Here is an 18848-nt window from a genome sequence, read left to right as displayed (position 1 = left end):
ACGTGTCCTTCCACGTTATGCCCACCCGGTGTGGGCTGCGTCACACATACTCCTCCCGTGGGGGCGCCGTGTCCACCGGGCGAACGAACGGACCGACCGACCGGCACTTAGGCTTGCCTCAATAGACAGACTGGTCTGTTCTCAATTATGGTCGCGGGCATGACCGACACCGCCGCCCCGTCTCGCCCCGCTCGTCCTGCGCGCGCTCCCAAGCCCAAGGGTCAGTGGAAGATCGACGGCAAGCTCACCCTGAACCACAACGAGGAGTTCAAGGCCGAGGACGACGCGCTCAACGTCAAGCAGCGCATCCTCGACGTCTACTCGCGTGAGGGGTTCGCCTCGATCCCCTCGGACGATCTGTCCGGCCGGTTCCGCTGGATGGGCCTGTACACCCAGCGCAAGCAGGGCATCTCGGGGGCACGGACCTCGAAGCTCGAAGCCGACGAGCTGCAGGACGAGTACTTCATGATGCGTGTCCGCATCGACGGTGGCGCACTGACGACCGATCAGCTGCGCGTCGTCGCCGGCGTCTCGACCGAGTTCGCCCGCAACACCGCGGACATCTCCGACCGGCAGAACGTCCAGTACCACTGGATCCGGATCGAGGACATCCCGGAGATCTGGCGGCGTTTCGACGAGGTCGGCCTGACCACCATGGAGGCGTGCGGCGACTGCCCGCGCGTCGTGCTGGGCAGCCCGGTCGCCGGCATCGCGGCCGACGAGATCATCGATCCGACGCCGGCGATCGAGGAGATCAAGGCCAGGTACATCGGCAGCCCCGAGTTCTCCAACCTGCCGCGCAAGTACAAGTCGGCGTTCACCGGCCACCCGAGCCTGGACGTGGTCCACGAGATCAACGACATCGCGTTTGTCGGAGTGGTCCACCCCGAGCTGGGCGCCGGTTACGACCTGTGGGTCGGCGGCGGCCTGTCGACCAACCCGCAGCTCGCCCAGCGGCTCGGCGCCTTCGTCCGGCCCGAGGAGGCCGTCGAGGTGTGGCACGGCGTCACCAGCGTGTTCCGTGACTACGGCTACCGCGCCCAGCGCACCCGCAACCGCCTGAAGTTCCTCATCAAGGACTGGGGCGTGGAGAAGTTCCGCCAGGTCCTCGAGGATGAGTACCTCGGTCGCGCGCTCAACGATGGACCGGCCCCCGCCAAGGCCACCGCCCCCGGCGACCACATCGGCGTATTCGAGCAGAAGGACGGCCGCTACTTCGTGGGCGCCACCACGACCGTCGGCCGCGCCGGCGGCGACGTGCTCACCAAGGTGGCCGACCTCGCCGAGGCCGCCGGGTCGCAGCGCATCCGCTTCACGCCGCACCAGGGCGTCATCGTCCTGGATGTCGAGGAGGACAAGGTCGAGGCGCTCATCGAGGGGCTCGCCGCGGTCAACCTGCACGCCCGCCCCAGCTCGTTCCGCCGCTGGACCATGGCCTGCACCGGCATCGAGTACTGCAAGCTCGCCTTCGTCGACACCAAGGACTCGGCCACCGAGCTCGTCGCCGAGTTGGAGAGGCGCTTCGCGGGTGACGCCCCGCTGGAGACGCCGTTGTCGATCCACCTCAACGGCTGCCCCAACAGCTGCGCCCGCATCCAGACCGCCGACATCGGGCTCAAGGGCCAGCTGCTCGACGGCGACACCCCGGGCTTCCAGGTCCACCTCGGCGGCGGCCTGGCCGCGAGCCACCGCGAGGAGGGTGGCCTCGGCCGCACCGTCCGCGGCCTGCGGGTGAAGACCTCGGACCTGGCCGACTACGTCGAGCGTGTCATCCGTAAGTACGTCGAGTCCGGTGAGTCCGGCGAGACCTTCGCCGAGTGGGCACACCGGGTGGATGAGGAGGTCCTCGTATGACCGCAGTGGGCCTGGAACTGCTGCCCCGCAGCACCGTGCTGACCCCCGGCCCCGGCCGGAAGCGCAGCGCCGACGAGCTCAAGGCGATCGCCGAGGAGGCCGCGCGCCGCTTCGACGACCGCGGGCTCTACGGCAACCACACCGAGATCGATCCGGCCGAGGTCCTGGCCTGGGCTGGCGAGACCTTCGGTGACGCCCTGGCCGTGGCCTGCTCCATGGCCAACACGGTCGTGCCGGAGATGACCGCGCCCCACGCCCCCGGCGTGGACGTGCTGTTCCTCGACACCGGCTACCACTTCTCGGAGACCGTCGGCGTCCGAGACGCACTGGCGGCCACGCCGGGTCTCAATGTGGTGGACGTCCGCAGCCCGGCGAGCATCGCCGAGCACGAGGCCGTCCTGGGCGACAGGCCGTTCGAGACCGACCCCGAACTGTGCTGCCGCCTGCGCAAGGTCGAGCCGCTCGACGCCGCGCTGTCCGGCTACGAGGCCTGGATCACCGGCGTCCGCCGCGTCGACACCGATCACCGCGCCGGCGCGGGCATCGTCGAGTGGGACGCCAAGCACGGGATGGTCAAGATCAACCCGCTGGTCGCGTGGACGCTCGAGCGCGTCCACAACTACGCGGACGAGCACGGCTGCCTGCTCAACCCGCTGCTCGACGACGGCTACCCGTCGATCGGCTGCGAACCGTGCACCCACCGCGTCGAGGCCGGCGCGGACCCGCGTTCGGGCCGGTGGGCGGGCTCGTCCAAGACCGAGTGCGGAATCCACCTGTGACCGCCGCTCTCGCTGCACTCACGGCCGCGCCCGCTCCCGCCCCGGCCCTGGACGGACTCCCGCTCACCGTCGGGCTGGCCGGCCGCGAGGTGCTGCTCGTCGGCGCCGGGCCGGTGTCTGCCCGGCGGGCGCGGACGTTCCTCGAGGCCGGCGCCCACCTCCGGGTGGTCGCGCCGGCCATCGCGCCCGAGATGGCGGACGTGATGGCGGGCGCGGGCGACGGCGTCGTCGTCGTTGTCAGGTCCTTCATCCCCGCCGACCTGGACACGCCCTGGATGGTGCACGTCGCCACCGGCGATGCTCAGGTCGACGCGGAGATCGCGGCGCGGTGCGAGGCGCGGCGCATCTGGTGCGTGACCGCCGGCGACGCCGCGCTCGGCTCGGTGCGGGTACCCGCGCGCACCGCGGTCGTGACCCCGGCCGGGCCGGTGCGTATCGCCGTCGACTCGGGCGATCCGCGCCGGTCGGTGCGGGTCGGCCGGCACGTCGCCCGCTCCCTGGCCACCGCGCCCGCAGGGCTGCGCGCCCGCCGCCGCCCCGAGGCCGGCTGGGTGGCGCTCGTCGGAGGCTGCGGCGACGGCGACCTCCTCACCGTCCGCGCGCGTCGCCTGGTCCACGCCGCGGACGTGCTGGTCGTGGACGGTGTCGCTGACGTGGGCCTGGTGTCGGAGCTCGACGACGACGTCGAGGTGGTCGAGGCCGGCCCCGGACTGCCCGCCGCCCGGGTGGCCGACCTGATCGCGGCTCGACGCGCAGCCGGTCACGGGGTGGTTCGGATCGTCGCGGCGCCGACGCTCGCGGCGGCGGCCCGGGACCTCGAGGACGCCGGGGTCGAGTTCCAGCTCGTGCCCGGCGTGGTCTAGGCCCAGGCGGTGGTGAGCGCCGCGTCGATCCCGTCCCGGACGGCCGCGCGCACCTCGTTGACGGTGGGGGCCGCCCCCGGGCCCCACGTGATGACCGGGCCCGCTGCGGCCACGGCCCGTCGCGGCGGCACCCTCGCGTGCTCGCGGCCGTGGTAGGCGAGCCCCACCGGCAGCACCGCGACCGGGGCCCCGGCCGTGCAGACCCCCTCCACCATCAGGCCCACGCCCTTCTTGACCGAGTCGAGCCGCAGCGTGCGCAGGTCGTCGGCGGAGGAGTTGGTGCCCTCGACGAAGGTCAGCACCACCCCGCCCTCGACGATCCGGCTCACACACACGTCGATCAGGCGGGCCGCGGCACCGTCATAGATCTCGGACGCCGTCCCCTCGTAGTTCTTCGCGCGAAACACCGGGATTGTGCCGGTGTACTCGAACAGCGGCCGCAGCGGGCTCCGGAAGAGCGGGTCCTTGGTCAGGCCGGTGCCGGCGCACAGGAACCGGATCCGCTTGTCGAACAGGCTGGCGGCCAGCACCATCGGGTCCTGCTTGGACGGATGGTTGACGGCCACCAGCACGCCCACTCCCGCCCGGTGGAGGCGGTGGAGCTCGGCGACGGTCTCTTCGGGGATGTGGACCCGGGGACGGTATATCGCGTCGATCACCCGCAGGAGCGGATATGTGAACCAGTCGCGCCGACGGCCGGGGCCGTAGAAATCGTAGACGGCGTCGTAGTTGGCCACGGTCACCTCGGGCCGTGGCGGCCGCCGTGTCCCGTCGGTGCCCATGCCCACCAGTCTCGCCCAGCGGATGCGGAACTGCATACGGATTGCGGCATGCTCGGAGGTATGACGACGCGACCCCGCCTGCTGCTGGTGGCGCACGGGACCCGTTCGGCGACCGGCCGTAGGGTGGTGGGCCGACTCCTGCTCGAGTCCCGCAAGCAGCTCGACGGGGTGGATTGCCGGCTGGCCTGGGTCGACGTCCAGGCGCCCGGCCCGTCGCGGGTGTTGGCCGACGGAGTGCCGGCGGTCGTGGTCCCGGTCTTCCTGGCCCGCGGGTTCCATGTCACGCACGATGTCGCACAGGCCTGCCGGAACGCGCCGGGGCCGGTCGTCCAGACCCCGCACCTGGGCGACGAACCGGAGGTCGTGCGCGCGGTCGTGCAGCGCCTCGCCGAGGCCGGCGCGGTGGGGGCCTTCGGCGCGGACGCGGTGGTGCTGGGCGCGGCCGGGAGCCGGGACGAGTCGTCGCTGGCGGAGACCCGGGAGCTGGCGCAGACCCTGACCCGGCTTCTCGGCGTTCCGGTGACGGCGGCGTTCGCGTCGACCGCGACCCCCACCGTGGCCGACGCGGTGGCCGCGTACCGGGCGGACGGGCACACGAGAGTGGCGGTGGCGACGCACCTCCTGGCTCCGGGTTTCTTCGCGGACCGGATCGCCTCGGCCGGCGGGGACCTCACCTCGGAACCGCTCGGGGCGCACCCGGAGATCGTCGAGTTGATCGTCCGGAGATATCGGGAGTTCTCCGCACAACTGGCCCGGTGAATTGTCCCGGTAATCCCGGCCACAATCCGGGCGCGCATATCCCGGTATTGCCACGTCAATGAGATCTGCATTGAATTAGTAAGGTGCATTCGGTGATGGGTGGGTGCATAATGACCTCCCGAAGAGGGAAATCGGGCTAGGGGAGTGTGAGATGGCGCAGCAATTTCAGGTTCAGTACATCGATGATCTGGACGGATCGGATCTCGGAAGTGTGGCCAACACCATTTCGTTCTCATTCGATGGCAGGGAGTACTCCATCGATTTGAGCGATGAGAACGCCGATAAGTTCCGCGAGGTCATGGCGCCTTATGTCGAGAATGGCCATCGGGTGACCGGGACCAAGGCCAAGCCGGCGCGGAAGTCGGCCTCGCGTTCGTCCTCCGGCGAGACCAAGGCCATTCGGGAATGGGCCCGTAGCAACGGATACGACGTATCCGACCGCGGCCGTATCCCCGCCGACATCATGGATGCCTACGCTGCCGCCAACTGAACGCCGGAACGACGGGCCCGCACCTTCCGAGAGGAAGTGCGGGCCCGCGGTCTTTTCCGGCCGAGATGATCACATCGCCACAGACCAAACGGTGTTTTTCGGACCATGCTCCACCTCCGTGATAGCGGCGCGACAACAGCGTGATGACGCAGCCGTCGACCGACACGCCACGGTGCTATGACGCGATTTCGTCGTCGTCGTCGTAATCTCTCCCGGGTGACCCCCGCCTCGACCCGCGCCAGCCGCGACACCGCACCCGCCTCCACTCACGCGCAGTACGACGCCGCGCTGCGGCGGGGAATTCTCGATGAGGCCATGCACCGGCTCCGCGACGGGGGACCGGAGAGCCTGGGGCTGCGGCCGCTCGCGTCGTCGCAGGGCACGTCGACCACCGCGATCTACACGATGTTCGGCGGCAAGGCCGGGCTCCTCGCGGCGGTCGCCCACGAGGCCGACCGGCAGCTCGCCGAGGAACTGCGCGGATCCCTGCGCCACGACAGCGTGGAGGGCGACATGCGGTCGTTGTGCCGCGCCTACCGGCACTGGGCGCTCGAGAACCAGGGCCTGTACGGGCTGGTCGTGGGCGAGCCGGTGCGTTCTCCGCGGCCGGGCGTCGGGGGAGGAGCGGGTGACGCCGGCGCCGCCGCCGACCAGCAGTGGCGTGAGCCGCTACTCGAAGTGGTTGACGCGCTGGTCGACGAGGGCGTGTTCCGGACCGCTGATGTGCACGAGACCGCCACCGCGATCTGGGCGTCGCTGCACGGGGTGGTGTCGCTCGAGCTGAGTGTTTGGCGCGACTCGCCGAGCGCCGAGCAGTACTTCGAGACCCAGCTCGCGGCCATCCTCCGGTCGTGGGCGGCGGGCGGTGCCGGCGAGTCGCGGCTGCGGTCGTCGGTGGCGGGGTGAGCGACGTGGCCGACAGGAGCGAGTTCGCCTTCTTCACACTTGGGGAGGGCGGCGCCTACGTCCCCACCCGCTACGCGCGCAGCGCCTGGTCGGAAGGACTGCTCAACGGGCCGTCGGTGGTGGCGGCCGCGGCGCGGTCACTCGAGATCGAGCACGGCGTCGAGGGCTTCCAGCCGTCGCGGCTGACCGTCGACCTGTTCGCCCAGGTGCGGTTCGAGCCCATGACCGTCCGCACCGAGACGGTGCGCAGCGGCAACCGCATCGTGGTGTCGGACGCGTTCGTGGAGCAGGGCGGCAAGACCGTCGCGCGCGCGACGCTCGTGCAGTTGCGCCGGGGCGAGCAGCCGCCGGGCGAGGTGTGGCTCTCGGGCCGGGAAATGGGCCCGCCGCCGGGAGTGGAGAGCGTGACGCTGGGCGCCGGGACCCGCGCATGGTTCGGCAGCGACGGGGCCGAGGAACCGTGGAGCCCCTCGATGGGCCCCCACCAGGGCGCGGGCCGCAAGCGGTTCTGGATCCATCCCCTGGATGTGGTCTCGGGGCAGGACGCGACGCCCTTCCAACGGGCCGTCACCACCGGTGAGTCCACGAGTCTCATGGCGCACTGGGGGACCGAGGGGATCGGCTTCATCAACGCCGACCTCACCGTGGCGTTGGCCCGGCTACCGCGCAGCGGAGACATCGGGATCGAGGCCGACGAGCACATCAGCGACTCCGGGGTGGCCGTGGGCACGGCGACCCTGTTCGACCGCGACGGCATGTTCGGCACCGGCACCGTGGTGGCGGTCTCCAACGCGCGCCGCCAGATCGACTTCTCCAAGCGCGGCCTGGTCAAGGGCCGGAGCGACGGCGGATCGGGTTCCGACTCGGGAGCGGACCCGGAGAAGGGAACGCGGGTATGAGCACGGACCTGAGCCGCGAGCGGCTGTTCGACGCAATCGAGGCGCAGGCCGGGCTGGTCCGGTTCGCGCTGGAGGGCGCCGACCTGTCCGCGCCCGTCGCGGCGTGCCCCGGCTGGACGGTGCACGAGCTGGTGGCCCACCTGGGGACCGCCAACTGGTGGGGCGGCGCCAACGTCCGCGAGGCGAACCCCGAAGTGCGGGCCCGGGGAATGCGCGCGGTGATGGAGTCCGCACCGCCGGCCACCGAGGGCGCGGATGCGCTCGCCCGGTGGTACGCCGGGCTCGCGGAGGGCGCCATCGAGACCTACGCCGGGACCGAGCCGGACGCGCCCGTGTGGACCTTCGCCGGCCCCGGTCGCGCGGACTACTGGCTGCGCCGGCAGCTGCACGAGACGGCGATCCACCGCTGGGACCTCGAGTGCGCGCTGTCGGGCGCGGCGGGCACGACTCCGCTGATGGACGACGTCGCCCTCGACACCATCGACGAGTTCTGCACCGCGCTGCGCCCGATCATGTCCGCCGCGCTGCCGCCGCTGCCGGTGACGATCCGCGTGCGCGCCGGTGAGCGCGAGTGGGTGCTACCGGGTGCCGAGGGTGAGGACGGTCAGGCCGCGCCCGAGGTCGAGCTGACCGGCCCGCCCGAGACGCTGGCTCTACTGCTGTGGGGACGCGTGGGGCCGGACGCGGAGGGCCTGGAGGTCACCGGCGACCGCGGTGGCCTAGACGCCGCCCTGGAGGCCGGGCTCTCGATCTGATGCGCGCGGCCGTGCCGGCACTGCTGCTTGTCGCCCTCGGCGGGGCGGCCGGATCGGCGGGGCGCGCCGCGGTCACCCTCGCCCTCCCCGAGACACCGCTCGCCGCGACGCTGCTGGTCAACGTGGTGGGGGCGTTCGTGTTGGCCGCGCTGGTGGCGGCGCTGGACGCGGCGGGGCCACGACGACGAGATCGTCAGCGCCGGGCCCGGCTACTCCTCGGCACCGGCCTGTGCGGAGGGTTCACGACCTACTCGGCGGTCGCGCTCCAGACGGCCGAACTCGTACGGGACTCGGCGCCTCTCACCGCGGCCGGGTACGCGCTGGCCACGCTCGTGCTCGGGGCACTGGCCTCGCTCGCCGGGCTCGCCGCGGCCGGGCTGGCCGTGGGGCGGCGTGACGCGGCGGAGCCGAACGCATGAGCGCCGCGGTGCTCGTCGGCTGGGCCGCGCTCGGCGGCGGGGTGGGCGCGGCCGCCCGCTACGCGGTGGACGAGTGGGTGACCGCCCGCTGGCGCCGTGCCTTCCCCCTGGGGATCTTCCTGGTCAACGTCACCGGCTCGCTGCTACTGGGGGTGGTGATTGGGCTCACGACGCCCTCGGTCGCGTCCGCCGCCGCGCCCGCCGGGTGGGTGGCGCTGGTCGGCACCGGCGTCCTGGGCGGGTACACGACGTTCTCCACCGCGAGCCTGGATGCGGTGCGTCTGGCCTTGGCCGGCCGGGGCGTCACCGCGCTCGCCTACGCGGTGGGCACCGTGCTGGCCACGATCTGCGCCGCGTTGCTGGGGTTGTGGCTCGGCGGGTTGTAAACCGCGTCTCGGTGGGCCACGGTAGGGGCATGGGGCATCGGATGTTCGTGGCGGTGCTGCCGCCGGAGGAGGTCCGCGAGCAGCTCGAGCGGTTCCTCGAGCCTCGGCTTGGTCTGACGTGGACCCCGCCGTCGCAGTGGCACCTCACCCTGACCTTCTGCCCGGATGTGGACGACTGGAGGCTCGACGAACTCACTGAGCGTCTCGGCGCCGTGGCGCGCAAGCACGAGCCGTTCCGCCTGCGGCTGGCCGGGGCCGGAGCCTTCCCTTCGGTGGAGGGGGCCAAGGTGCTGTGGGCCGGCGTCGACCAGCCTGAACACAAGCCGCTCCACGCTCTCGCCGCCGGCGCGCGATCGGCCGCGAACGCCTCGGGCTGTGTGCCGGACGGTGCTCGGTTCAGGCCGCACCTCACCCTGGCCAGGCTGGGCGGCCGCGACGACGCCACCGCCTGGCTGCGTGTTCTCGATACGTTCGGCAGCACCGACTGGGAGGTCACCGAGATCGCGCTCGTCGACTCGTTCCTCGGCGAGGGACCCCGCGGCCGGGCCCGCCACGAGGTGGTGGCACGGCTACCTCTCGGTCCCGAGGATCATCGCTGGTGGGCCAGGCCTCACAGGGCAGCGCACTGACCCTCGCGCTCGCCGGCGACCTGATTGCCGCCGCCGGTCGGGACGTGGGCGTTGTCCTCGCACTCGAGATCGCCGCCGATGGTGTTGCCCTCGAAGCGCTGCGGGCCGGAATTCTGTTCCGACTCCAGGCTGCCGCCGATGCGGACGTTCTCGACGACCGCCTCGCCGCCCTTGTCGAGCTCGATCGACCCGGACACCTCACCACCGCTGACAAGGACGAACGCGTGCCCCTCGGCTTCGACGTCCTCCACCACGCGAACTCCCCGCAGCTCCAGGCGGCCGTCGTGCTGGACGTCCAGGTCGCCGTTGACTGTGAGATCGGACAGCAGGCAGGTCTGTCCGCTCCGGACGACGACGTCACCGATGATGTCCTGGCCGGTCCGGTCGGTGTCGCAGTTCGCGGGGTCGAAGCCGTCGGTGGCAGGCGCGTTCCCGTTCTGGGCGTTCTTGGTCGGGGTGCTCCCGGTCGGAGCGGTCACGGTCGCGGTGACAGTCTGTTGCTGGGCATCGGTGGCCTGGTCGGACGCCTGGTCGTTCGAGCCGGAGGCGCAGCCGGCCGACACGAGCAGTGCGGTCACCGGCAGCGCCAGCAGGGCTCTGCGGTGTGCGGCCCGGGTGGCGCCGGGTCGGCTGATACTGGGGCGGGGATTGGCGGACATCATCTCGATCACCTCGGGGCTCGGCGGGGGCTCGGTGGCCATCTGGCAGCAGGCTAGCGTGGACGCCGTGGAACTCATAGGCACTGTTGACCCGGCACATCCACTCGTCGTCGTGGCTCTCGAGCAGGAGGCCCGGCACTTCGTCACCGACTTCCCGGTCCTGGTGACGGGCGTCGGCAAGGTGCGGGCGGCATTGGCGGTCGCCACCGCCCTCGGCGGCGGCGCGCGCCCCCGCGAGCTGGTCAACGTCGGGACCGCCGGCGGCCTGCACCCCGGGATGGAGGGGACGCACGAGATCGCCACCGTCTTTCAGCACGACTTCGACGACCCGGCCCTCCACGCCGTCACCGGTCGGCATGACGGGCCGCCCCTGGAACTGTCCGCGGTCAGCGCGGTTGTCCCGGCGCCGCGATCGCTGCTGCCGTCGTCTCCCGGCGGCACGACCGCGCCGGTGTTAGCGACCGGCGACCGCTTCGTGGCGGGCGGGCCGCTGCGGGACCGGCTCGTCGCGATCGCCGACCTGGTCGACATGGAGGGTTACGCCGTCGCGGCGGCGGGAGCGGCCCTCGGGGTGCCGACGCGACTGGTCAAGTACGTGTCCGATCCGGCCGACGAAGGCGCAGGTGACACGTGGGTCGAAGGCGTCGACGCGTGTGCGCGCGTGCTGGCTGAATGGGTCGGAACGCGGCTCTCATAGCGCCCTCCTCCGCCCCGGCGGCCGATTGGATTCGAACACTTGCGCGATAGTGGGACGGCGGGTACGGTCGTACATACGTTCTACTGATGTGCGGCGGGGGTGGCGACGATGACGTCGGCGGGTTCGTTGTCTGCGGTTCCCGAGTCCTCCTGCTGCGAGGATCTTGCCGCTGTGAGCGAGGCGGCGCGGTCGGCGACGCTGGCGCAGAATCGGGCCGGGGCGACGCGGTTGGAAGCGGCTGCGTTGTTGGTGCGGCAGATGGCTCGGGCTGCTGAGGACGACGATTCGGGGCGGCAGGGGTTTGCGCGGTTGGATCCGCAGGCGCGGGCGCGTGACCATATGGCGGCGGCGTGTCAGTTGACGTGTTGGCATGCGGGCCGGTTGGTGTTGGCCGGGGTGCAGATCCACACCCGGCTGCCGCGGATGCTGTCCATGGTCGGGCGGGGGCTGTTGCCGGAGCAGTTGGCCATCGATATCGCCTGCCGGTTGGCGCAGGTGCCGGACGCGATCGTCTCTGATGTGGAGGATGCGGTCATGGCCCGCGTCGCGCACGATCTGGACGGTGGTGACCGGCCGTCGCGGTCGGCGGTGGAGGCGATGATCGACCGGGCCGTGGAGCGTCTGGATCCCGGGGCGGCGCAGGACGCGGTAGATGCGGCCACAGAGTCGCGCACGGTGCGGTTTCGCCGGGGCCGCGACGGGATGGCCTCGATGTGGGCCAAGCTGCCGATCGGGGACGCGGAGATGCTGCGCCGCAGGATCGAGACCGATGCCGCCGCGGCCGCCGCCGACGGGGTGCCGCGGCCCATGGACCAGCTCCGCGCTGACGCACTGTCGGCGTTGGCGGTGTACTCGCCGGCCGGGCCGGCCGAGGTCGTTGATGGCATCGAGCTCGGCCCGGTGCAGGTCGGGGCGGACCTGCCGCGCCCGACGGTCGGTAACGCCGCCGCGGCCACCGGTCAGCCGATCCGGATCAGTGTGATCGCCGCGGCCGCGCGGGGACTGCCCGATCAGGTGGAGTTCGTCACCGGCGCGTACACCAGCTTCGACTGGCTGTGTCAGGAACTGCTCGAGGGCGATGACGCGCGGGTGCGGTTCGAGATCATCGACCCCGCCCCCGGCGCCCTGGACACCCCGGAGCGGGCACTGCGGTACGTCATCTCCCCGGCGTTGGCCGAGCGGATCCGGCTGCGTGATGGCACCTGCCGCCATCCGGGCTGCGCGGTCGATGCCCGGGACTGCGACATCGATCATGTGATCGCGTTCGACCGGGCCACCCCGGAGTTGGGCGGGCCGACCCTGGAGTGGAACCTGGTGTGCCTGTGCCGCAAACACCACCGCGAGAAGACCTTCGGCACCAACTCCTACCGGCCCGGGCCGCTGGGCGAGCTGATCATCACCACCGACACCGGGCACCAACACCGCACGCGGCCGAAGGGTCCACTGGCCCGGGCACGCGAGGGCATCCAGGAACAGGTCGAGATCATCCTCAACGACAGAGTCTTCTCACCCGACGGATACCTCACCAACCCACCCGGAACCGACAGACGCGACCGACCCGCCTGAGGGGTCAGCAGTCGCCGACGCCCACCCATTCCGACAGCCCGTCGGAGAACAACTGCCGCTTCCAGATCGGCACTCCGTGCTTGAGCCGTTCGATCAACTCGGCGCACGCGGCGAACGCCTCCGCGCGGTGGGGCGCGACCGCCACCACGACCACCGCGACCTCGCCGACCGGCAGGACTCCCACCCGGTGCACGGCGCCCACCCGCACCCGGCCGGCCGGCCCGCTCGTCTCGGTGGCGATCTCCTCGCACAGTCGGCCGAGGATCTTCGCGGCCGTCGGGTGCGCCGAATACTCGATGTGCTGGACGTCGGAACGCCCCCCGTCGTGATCGCGCACAATCCCGGAGAACGTCACCATCGCGCCGTCGGCAGTGGTCCAGACCTCCTGCTCGACTTCACGCGGATCGATCACGGCGTCGGTGATCCGGGCCAGTGGCACAGATGTGGTCATCAGTGCCCACCTCCATTCGCATGTACCTCGAGCAGGTGCTCGAGCAGGTCGTCGAGCACGGCGAGGCCATCGCGCACGCCACCGGTCGAGCCGGGCAGGTTCACCACGAGCGTACGGCCGGCGAAGCCCGCCACCCCGCGACTCATCGCGGCCGTCGGCGTGGCGGCGATGCCGCGTGCCCGCATCGCCTCGGCCACACCGGGCAGCTGCAGCGTGAGGTGTGGCGCCGTGGCCTCGGGGGTGCGGTCGTCCGGGGCCACGCCGGTGCCGCCGGTGGTCAGCAGCGCAGCCGGCGAGCGGCGGACCTGCTCGGTGACGGCCACCTCGATCTCCGCGTCGGCCACCACGTGCACCTCGACCGGGGCGAAATTGCGCTCGAGCAGCCAGGACTCGATGGCGGGGCCGGTGGAGTCCTCGCGCTCACCGCGCGAGGCGGCGGTGGAGGAGACGACGACGACGGCGCTCCGGCCCTCACCGATCGCGGCGGGTTCTGCCGGGTGGTCGTTCTGGTCGGTGGCGGCGTTGTCGTCGTCGGACTCCCGGGTCCAGTCGCCGCGCTTTCCACCTGATTTGGCTGCCAGTCGGACCCCGTCCATCGTGGCGAGGGGATCCACGGCCTTGACCATGTCGTGCAACGTCAGGCCCGCCACCGAGACGGCCGTGAGCGCCTCCATCTCGACGCCCGTCCGGCCGGTGGTCTTGGCGGTGGCGGAGACGCGGATCTCGCCCGCGTCGGCGTCGAGATCGAAATGCACCTTCACCGAGTTCAGCGGGATCTGGTGGCACAACGGGATCAGCTCGGAGGTCTTCTTGGCGGCGCCGATCCCGGCCAGGCGCGCGGTGGCCAGCACGTCGGCCTTGCCCAGCGCGTCGCCGTCGACCATCGTCACCACCTCGGGGCGGGTGCGGAAGACGCCCTCGGCGGTGGCGGTGCGGGTGGTCACGGCCTTGTCGCCGACGTCGACCATGCGGACGCGGCCCTCGGCGTCGAGGTGGGTGAGCTGCGGGTCTGCCATGGCCTCCACGGTAGTCGTCGCGGTGCAGGTCGGGGCGGCGTGTCGGTCAGTGGGGTGAGTCGGGCTGGAAGCGGCGGACGGCGGTCGCACCCGCGAGGAGCAGGAGGGCGGGCAGGACCAGCGTGAGGCCCATCGCGGTGGAGAAATCGGTGTGGGCGATGCCGACCTGCATGACCGCGCCGAGAGCGGCGGCGCCCACCACGGCGCCGACCTGCCGCGACGTGTTGTAGACGCCGGAGCCGGCGCCCACCAGGTCGGACGGCAGGCTGCGCATCGACACCGCCGAGTTGGCCGCCCAGCACATCGCGTTGGCCGCGCCCATCAGCACCAGGGGGACGAGCAGCCACAGGACCGGCGCCTGCCAGGTCATCATGGCGGCGAACAGCAGCATCGCGGCGATCATCGACACGAAACCGGTGGTCGAGACGACGCCCGGGGCGGTGCGGTCGGTGAGGCGGCCGACGTACGGCGCGAGGACCAGCGAGACCACGGCGGTGGGGATCATCATCAGGCCCGCGACCTCGGCGGACAGGCCCTTCGACGTCTGCAGGAACAGCATGATCGGGATGTTCATCGAGTACACGGCGAAACCGAGCGTGAACACCGAGAACGAACCGAGCGCGAAGTTGCGGTGGCCGAACAGGGCCGGCGGCACGAGGGCGTCGAGGCCCCGGCGGCCGACGTGGAACTGCCGCCGGACGAACAGCGCGGCTGCGGCGACCCCCGCGCCGACGACCGCCCAGAGCCACAATGGCCAACCGAGGTCGGGGCCCTGCTGGAGGGTGAGCGTCACGGCGAGCACGGCCACCACGGCGAGCGCCGCGCTGACCAGGTCGATCCGGCCGACGCCGGTCGGCAGCCGCGGGACCAGCAGGGCGACCAGGACGAACGCCAGGAACCCGAACGGGATGTAGAGCGCGAAGACCCAGCGCCATCCGGCGGAACCCACGATCAGGCCACCGAGGATGGGGCCGAACAGGCCCGCCGAGCTCGCGACCGCGCTCCACATCCCCATCGCCGCGCCCCGTCGGTCGTAGGCGAAGACCCGGTGGATGATGCTCAGCGGCTGTGGGTTGAGCAGCGAGGCGCCCACGCCCTGGACGGCGCGGGCCGCGATGAGCAGCTCGATCGTGGGGGCGAACGCCGCAGCCGTGGCGGCGGCGGTGAAGACCGCCATCCCGGCCAGGTAGACGTTGCGTTGCCCGAACCGGTCACCGAGCCGGCCGCTGACCAGGAGCGGGGCGGCGAAGGCGAGCAGGTAGACGGCCACCACCCACACGGTCTGGATGATGCTCGCGTCCAGATCCTCGCGGATGCTCGGCAACGCCACGGCCACGAGCGCCTGATCCATGAGCGTGATGAACAGACCCGAGCACAGGGCGGTCAACGCGAGCCAGGCCTGCCGCTCGGGGACCGGCTGGGTGGAGGACATTCACGGCAACATATGTGCTGGTCACGGCGAAGTCAAAGGGTGTGCGGACACGAGTGGGGGTGCCGTCGGCGGCGTTCAGGCGGCCGAGGGTTTAATCGCGGGCATGGCGCAGCTCTTCGACCCGATCCGTATCCGTGACCTCGAGATCCGCAACCGTGCCTGGCTCTCACCCATGTGTCAGTACTCGTGCGACGCCCGGGACGGCGTGCCCACTCCGTGGCACTTCGTGCACCTCGGGGCGCGGGCGCAGGGCGGGTTCGGGCTGCTGATCGCCGAGGCGTCCGCGGTGGTGCCGGAGGGGCGCATCAGCCCCGAGGACGCCGGACTGTGGAACGACCGGCAGCGGGATGCGTGGGCGCCCATCGTGGAGTTCGTCCACTCCCAGGGCGCGGCGATGGGGATCCAACTGGCGCACGCCGGGCGCAAGGCGTCGACCTACAAGGCGTTCCCCGGCCAGCCTTCAGGATCGATGCCCGTCTCCGAGGGCGGCTGGCCCACCGTCGCGCCCTCGGCGATCCCGTTCGGCGACATGGCGACCCCCGAGGCGCTGGATGCCGCCGGGATCCGTGAGGTGGTCACCGCGTTCGCCGACGCCGCCCGGCGCGCCGACGAGGCCGGGTTCGACGTGGTGGAGATCCACGCCGCCCACGGGTACCTCCTCCACGAGTTCCTCTCGCCGCTGTCCAACGAGCGGACCGACGCCTACGGCGGCTCGCGCGACAACCGGGCCCGACTGCTGTTGGAGATCTGCGACGCCGTCCGCGAGGTGTGGCCGGGCGGCAAGCCCCTGTTCGTCCGCATCTCGGCGACGGACTGGGTCGAGGGCGGCTGGACTCCGGAGGACTCGCGCTGGCTGGCGGGCCGACTGACCGATCACGGCGTGGACCTGATCGACGTCTCCTCCGCCGCCAACACTCCCGACCGGCCGCCCGTGCCGCTCGAGCAGGGCTACCAGGTGCCGCTGACCGAGGCGGTCCGGGCGTCCGGGGCGGCGCTGGCCGGGGCGGTCGGGCTGATCAGCGACCCGGAGTACGCCGAGAGCCTGCTGGTCGACGGCCGCGCCGACGTGGTGTTCCTCGGCCGCGTCGCCCTGCGTGAGCCGGCCTGGCCGCAGCGGGCCGCCGCCGAGCTGGGCCTGGACTGGCGCGACGCCCCGTACCCGCCGCAGTACACGCGGGGGAAGTGGGACTGACCTACAGATCCAGCTCGATGTCCGAGGAGGCCAGCGAGTTGCAGACCGTGATCCGCTCCTGCTGCACGCCGGGCTGCTCGGCGCTGGTGGTGCCGGCGAGCTTGGTGGTGACGCACGCCTTGCACAGGCCCCGCTCGCAGCCGGTGGGTACCGGGATCCCGGCGCGCCCGGCCGCCTCCAGCAGGGTGGTGCCGCCGTCGATCTCTACAGACGTCCCGGTGCGGGCGAAGCGGACGGTGTAGCGGCTGCCGTCGTCGGCGGGCCGATCCAGCTCGGGCGCGGTGAACGACTCGGCGTGGAAGCGATCGGCGGGCTGCTCCAGCTCGCGCAGCCATTCGCGGGTGAGGTCGATCACCGCCGCCGGGGCGCAGACGTAGGTCTCGCGTTCGGCCAGATCCGGCACCAGTTCGGCCAGCAGCTCCGGGCCGAGTCGACCGGTGCGCAGGTCGTCGCGTGCGGCTGGGGCGTCGGTGAACAGGTGCAGCGTGATCCCGGCGTCGCGGGCCAGCTCGCGAAGCTGCGGCTCGAAGATGATCGAGTGTTCGTCGCGGTTGAAGTAGAGCAGTGTCGCGTCCGGGCCGGCGCCAGCGGGGGAGTCTGCGGCGTCGCGGGCGAGGCGGCGCAGCAGCGCGATGATCGGGGTGATGCCCACGCCGCCCGCGATGTGCAGGGATTTCGGTGTGCCGACGCCGTTATCCACGGTCGGCAAGGCGAACTCGCCGGAGGACTGCGGCACGCCCACGAGCGTCACGTAGGCCCCCGGCTTCAGGGTGTCGTTCAGCCGGTTGGAGACGCGGCCGTCAGCCACGCGCTTGATGCAGAACTCCAGGTCAGCCGCCGCCTCGCCGGCGACGCCGTGCCCGACCGAGTCGTGGACCAGGCTGTACTGGCGGACCAGCTCGTCGTCGTCGACCATCTGGCGCACCGACACGTACGCGCCGGCGTCCCACCGCACGTCATCCCACCCGCGCGGGCGGGCCAGGCGTACCGACAGGGCCTGCCCGTCGGCGACCGGGGTGGCCGCCACGACCCGCGCCGGCACGTTGTGGAACTGCGGCTTGTCGAGGTAGGGCGACTCGGGCAGCCGCCGGTAGCGCAGCCCGGCCGCGACGCGGCGAACGAGCGAAGCCGGGTCGCGCAGCAGGTCGCGGGGGCGAGAGAACTCGCGCTCGCCGAACGGCACCGACAGTCCGGTTAGCGTTTTGGCGATGAGCGGCACGGTCTCCAGTAGCGGCGTCTCGTGGTACGGCAGCCCGTGCCGCGCGGCGATCTCCCGGACCTCCGGCGCGATCTTGCGCTGCATCGACGGGGGCAGGTCCGGGAAGAGGTGGTGCTCGACGTGCGTGTCCAGGCCGCCGTAGAAGATGCGCAGGTCGGGCCGGCCGGAGAACGGCACCTCCTCCTCGAGCAGTCGCGCGAGGGCGTCGTCCATCTGCGCGCTGGGCAGGAAGTTTCGCGTCGCGCGGATCTGGCGCTCGTAGTACTGGTCGGCGGTCTCGTCGGGGCCGGGGTCGGTGAACAGCTCGAGTTCGCCGGCGTGGTGCTCGATGAACACCAGGAACAGGACCGACATGTAGCCGGTCACCCCGCCGAGGTAGTTCGCGGCGAGCGTCTGCAGCGGCTTCCAGCCCGAACGAAACGGCTCGTCGACGAACCGACGCCGGGCGTCGCGGCCGGCGATCCGGGCGGGGGACCGCAGCATGTACGAGCTGAAGAGCCCGTGTCCCTCGACCTTGCGCGCGATGTTCGCCAGGAAGAACGGCGCCGCGATCGGGGCCATCGCGGCCAGCGCCGAGATCATCGCGACCTGCCCGAGGTGGTGGCCGTACCAGTCCTGGCCGGCGCTGCCGCGGAACAGGCTGTACCCCAGGTCGTGGTCCTTGCCGACGATGTTGGTGTTGGGATGGTGGCCCACGTGGTGCATGGTCTTCCACTGGTCGGTGTCGACGTTGAAGTCCCAGTGGTAGCGGTCGGAGTGATACTCGCCGCAGTCCGGCAGGTGGTCGTAGCTGCCGTGGATGATGTTGTGGCCGAGCTCGGAGAACTGCATGAGCCGGTACGCCATCTCCAGTGCGGTGGCGCGGCGGATCGCGCGTGGGCCGCCCTCGCGCAGCAACTCGCGGCGGCGGGCGTCGATCGCCTCGCCGTACGCAGTGACGTTGCGGATGTGCGCCAGGTCCTCGGCGCCGATCGCGGCCTTGGCGCGGAGGTAGAGGTCGCCGAGCTCGGCCGCGAGCCCGGTGTCGGTGGCGGTGTCAGGGGAGCCGACGAGAGTCATGAAGGTGACCGTAGCCACGCATCCGCGCCGGCGGAA

20 protein-coding genes are annotated in these 18848 nt (G+C 71.7%); 14 read left to right on the top strand and 6 right to left on the bottom strand.

The features are described 5' to 3' along the window. The first annotated feature begins 159 nt into the window (after positions 1–159). Genes ACWIFB_RS04135 through ACWIFB_RS04125 form a run of 3 tightly spaced genes read left to right on the top strand, consistent with a single transcriptional unit; the run spans position 160 to position 3496 of the window. Positions 160–1854, top strand: a complete 1695-nt coding sequence (locus ACWIFB_RS04135; RefSeq protein WP_454057401.1) for a nitrite/sulfite reductase — start codon at positions 160–162, stop codon at positions 1852–1854. Continuing rightward, the gene (locus tag ACWIFB_RS04130) at positions 1851–2633 is read left to right on the top strand and encodes a phosphoadenylyl-sulfate reductase (protein ID WP_452100920.1); all 783 of its coding nucleotides are present in this window, start codon (positions 1851–1853) and stop codon (positions 2631–2633) included. The genes ACWIFB_RS04135 and ACWIFB_RS04130 overlap by 4 nt, the downstream gene beginning before the upstream one ends. Then, positions 2630–3496 carry an NAD(P)-dependent oxidoreductase gene (locus ACWIFB_RS04125; protein ID WP_454057400.1) on the top strand — a complete coding sequence of 289 codons (867 nt, stop codon included), beginning with the start codon at positions 2630–2632 and terminating at the stop codon, positions 3494–3496. Before ACWIFB_RS04130 ends, ACWIFB_RS04125 begins: the two co-directional genes overlap by 4 nt. Here the strand turns inward: ACWIFB_RS04125 and ACWIFB_RS04120 are convergent. Then, a complete protein-coding gene (locus ACWIFB_RS04120; RefSeq protein ID WP_454057399.1) occupies positions 3493–4314 on the bottom strand; it encodes a lysophospholipid acyltransferase family protein in 822 nt (273 codons plus the stop codon). The two genes, ACWIFB_RS04125 and ACWIFB_RS04120, sit on opposite strands and share 4 nt — an antisense overlap. A gap of 24 nt (positions 4315–4338) precedes the next feature. Here ACWIFB_RS04120 and ACWIFB_RS04115 point away from each other — a divergent pair, with 24 nt between their 5' ends. From ACWIFB_RS04115 to thpR, 8 genes are all read left to right on the top strand, one after another. After that, positions 4339–5037 carry a sirohydrochlorin chelatase gene (locus ACWIFB_RS04115; protein WP_452100917.1) on the top strand — a complete coding sequence of 233 codons (699 nt, stop codon included), beginning with the start codon at positions 4339–4341 and terminating at the stop codon, positions 5035–5037. A gap of 151 nt (positions 5038–5188) precedes the next feature. Then, positions 5189–5527, top strand: a complete 339-nt coding sequence (locus ACWIFB_RS04110; RefSeq protein ID WP_454057398.1) for a histone-like nucleoid-structuring protein Lsr2 — start codon at positions 5189–5191, stop codon at positions 5525–5527. A 216-nt stretch (positions 5528–5743) separates the two neighbouring features. After that, a complete protein-coding gene (locus ACWIFB_RS04105) occupies positions 5744–6433 on the top strand; it encodes a TetR/AcrR family transcriptional regulator (RefSeq protein ID WP_452100916.1) in 690 nt (229 codons plus the stop codon). A gap of 5 nt (positions 6434–6438) precedes the next feature. Then, entirely contained in the window at positions 6439–7332 is an 894-nt protein-coding gene (locus ACWIFB_RS04100) for an acyl-CoA thioesterase domain-containing protein (protein WP_454057397.1), read from the top strand. Beyond that, entirely contained in the window at positions 7329–8087 is a 759-nt protein-coding gene (locus ACWIFB_RS04095) for a maleylpyruvate isomerase family mycothiol-dependent enzyme (RefSeq protein WP_454057396.1), read from the top strand. Before ACWIFB_RS04100 ends, ACWIFB_RS04095 begins: the two co-directional genes overlap by 4 nt. After that, positions 8087–8506 (top strand): CrcB family protein, encoded by a 420-nt coding sequence (locus ACWIFB_RS04090; RefSeq protein ID WP_454057395.1) that lies wholly within the window; start codon positions 8087–8089, stop codon positions 8504–8506. The genes ACWIFB_RS04095 and ACWIFB_RS04090 overlap by 1 nt, the downstream gene beginning before the upstream one ends. Next, a complete protein-coding gene (gene crcB / locus ACWIFB_RS04085) occupies positions 8503–8892 on the top strand; it encodes a fluoride efflux transporter CrcB (protein ID WP_454057394.1) in 390 nt (129 codons plus the stop codon). Before ACWIFB_RS04090 ends, crcB begins: the two co-directional genes overlap by 4 nt. A gap of 29 nt (positions 8893–8921) precedes the next feature. Further along, positions 8922–9521, top strand: a complete 600-nt coding sequence (thpR, locus tag ACWIFB_RS04080; protein WP_454057393.1) for an RNA 2',3'-cyclic phosphodiesterase — start codon at positions 8922–8924, stop codon at positions 9519–9521. Here thpR and ACWIFB_RS04075 read toward each other — a convergent pair. After that, positions 9503–10222 carry a hypothetical protein gene (locus ACWIFB_RS04075; RefSeq protein ID WP_454057392.1) on the bottom strand — a complete coding sequence of 240 codons (720 nt, stop codon included), beginning with the start codon at positions 10220–10222 and terminating at the stop codon, positions 9503–9505. The genes thpR and ACWIFB_RS04075 overlap by 19 nt on opposite strands. Positions 10223–10247: 25 nt before the next feature. On the opposite strand from ACWIFB_RS04075, the gene ACWIFB_RS04070 reads away from it, so the two are divergent. Beyond that, positions 10248–10877, top strand: coding sequence for a nucleosidase (locus tag ACWIFB_RS04070; protein WP_452100909.1), 630 nt, complete (start codon positions 10248–10250; stop codon positions 10875–10877). Positions 10878–10985: 108 nt separating this feature from the next. Beyond that, a complete protein-coding gene (locus ACWIFB_RS04065) occupies positions 10986–12443 on the top strand; it encodes a DUF222 domain-containing protein (protein ID WP_454057391.1) in 1458 nt (485 codons plus the stop codon). Positions 12444–12447: 4 nt separating this feature from the next. On the opposite strand, the gene ACWIFB_RS04060 is transcribed toward ACWIFB_RS04065, so the two are convergent. From ACWIFB_RS04060 to ACWIFB_RS04050, 3 genes are read right to left on the bottom strand one after another with little or no spacing between them, the layout of a single operon-like run. After that, a complete protein-coding gene (locus tag ACWIFB_RS04060; protein WP_454057390.1) occupies positions 12448–12894 on the bottom strand; it encodes a molybdenum cofactor biosynthesis protein MoaE in 447 nt (148 codons plus the stop codon). Further along, complete coding sequence (gene moaCB / locus ACWIFB_RS04055) at positions 12894–13910, bottom strand: bifunctional molybdenum cofactor biosynthesis protein MoaC/MoaB (RefSeq protein ID WP_452099720.1); 1017 nt, start codon at positions 13908–13910, stop codon at positions 12894–12896. The genes ACWIFB_RS04060 and moaCB overlap by 1 nt, the downstream gene beginning before the upstream one ends. Before the next feature lie 46 nt (positions 13911–13956). Further along, positions 13957–15342 carry an MFS transporter gene (locus ACWIFB_RS04050; RefSeq protein ID WP_454057389.1) on the bottom strand — a complete coding sequence of 462 codons (1386 nt, stop codon included), beginning with the start codon at positions 15340–15342 and terminating at the stop codon, positions 13957–13959. 103 nt (positions 15343–15445) lie between these two features. On the opposite strand from ACWIFB_RS04050, the gene ACWIFB_RS04045 reads away from it, so the two are divergent. Further along, positions 15446–16534 (top strand): NADH:flavin oxidoreductase/NADH oxidase, encoded by a 1089-nt coding sequence (locus ACWIFB_RS04045; protein ID WP_454057388.1) that lies wholly within the window; start codon positions 15446–15448, stop codon positions 16532–16534. 1 nt (position 16535) lies between these two features. Here ACWIFB_RS04045 and ACWIFB_RS04040 read toward each other — a convergent pair whose 3' ends face one another. Next, positions 16536–18812, bottom strand: a complete 2277-nt coding sequence (locus ACWIFB_RS04040; RefSeq protein WP_454057387.1) for a fatty acid desaturase — start codon at positions 18810–18812, stop codon at positions 16536–16538. Between the last annotated feature and the right edge of the window lie 36 nt (positions 18813–18848).

This window comes from Dietzia sp. NPDC055340, from assembly GCF_053645335.1.
Note: the sequence above shows the minus strand (reverse complement) of the source record. Positions and strands in the feature narration are given on the sequence as shown.

Coding starts and splice junctions, on each gene's coding strand:
- ACWIFB_RS04135 (WP_454057401.1), top strand. CDS start 160: ATGACCGACACCGCCGCCCCGTCTCGCCCCGCTCGTCCTGCGCGCGCT.
- ACWIFB_RS04120 (WP_454057399.1), bottom strand. CDS start 4,314: ATGCAGTTCCGCATCCGCTGGGCGAGACTGGTGGGCATGGGCACCGAC.
- ACWIFB_RS04060 (WP_454057390.1), bottom strand. CDS start 12,894: ATGACCACATCTGTGCCACTGGCCCGGATCACCGACGCCGTGATCGAT.
- thpR (WP_454057393.1), top strand. CDS start 8,922: ATGGGGCATCGGATGTTCGTGGCGGTGCTGCCGCCGGAGGAGGTCCGC.
- moaCB (WP_452099720.1), bottom strand. CDS start 13,910: ATGGCAGACCCGCAGCTCACCCACCTCGACGCCGAGGGCCGCGTCCGC.
- ACWIFB_RS04045 (WP_454057388.1), top strand. CDS start 15,446: ATGGCGCAGCTCTTCGACCCGATCCGTATCCGTGACCTCGAGATCCGC.
- ACWIFB_RS04110 (WP_454057398.1), top strand. CDS start 5,189: ATGGCGCAGCAATTTCAGGTTCAGTACATCGATGATCTGGACGGATCG.
- ACWIFB_RS04075 (WP_454057392.1), bottom strand. CDS start 10,222: ATGGCCACCGAGCCCCCGCCGAGCCCCGAGGTGATCGAGATGATGTCC.
- ACWIFB_RS04095 (WP_454057396.1), top strand. CDS start 7,329: ATGAGCACGGACCTGAGCCGCGAGCGGCTGTTCGACGCAATCGAGGCG.
- ACWIFB_RS04130 (WP_452100920.1), top strand. CDS start 1,851: ATGACCGCAGTGGGCCTGGAACTGCTGCCCCGCAGCACCGTGCTGACC.
- ACWIFB_RS04065 (WP_454057391.1), top strand. CDS start 10,986: ATGACGTCGGCGGGTTCGTTGTCTGCGGTTCCCGAGTCCTCCTGCTGC.
- crcB (WP_454057394.1), top strand. CDS start 8,503: ATGAGCGCCGCGGTGCTCGTCGGCTGGGCCGCGCTCGGCGGCGGGGTG.
- ACWIFB_RS04090 (WP_454057395.1), top strand. CDS start 8,087: ATGCGCGCGGCCGTGCCGGCACTGCTGCTTGTCGCCCTCGGCGGGGCG.
- ACWIFB_RS04115 (WP_452100917.1), top strand. CDS start 4,339: ATGACGACGCGACCCCGCCTGCTGCTGGTGGCGCACGGGACCCGTTCG.
- ACWIFB_RS04050 (WP_454057389.1), bottom strand. CDS start 15,342: ATGTCCTCCACCCAGCCGGTCCCCGAGCGGCAGGCCTGGCTCGCGTTG.
- ACWIFB_RS04040 (WP_454057387.1), bottom strand. CDS start 18,812: ATGACTCTCGTCGGCTCCCCTGACACCGCCACCGACACCGGGCTCGCG.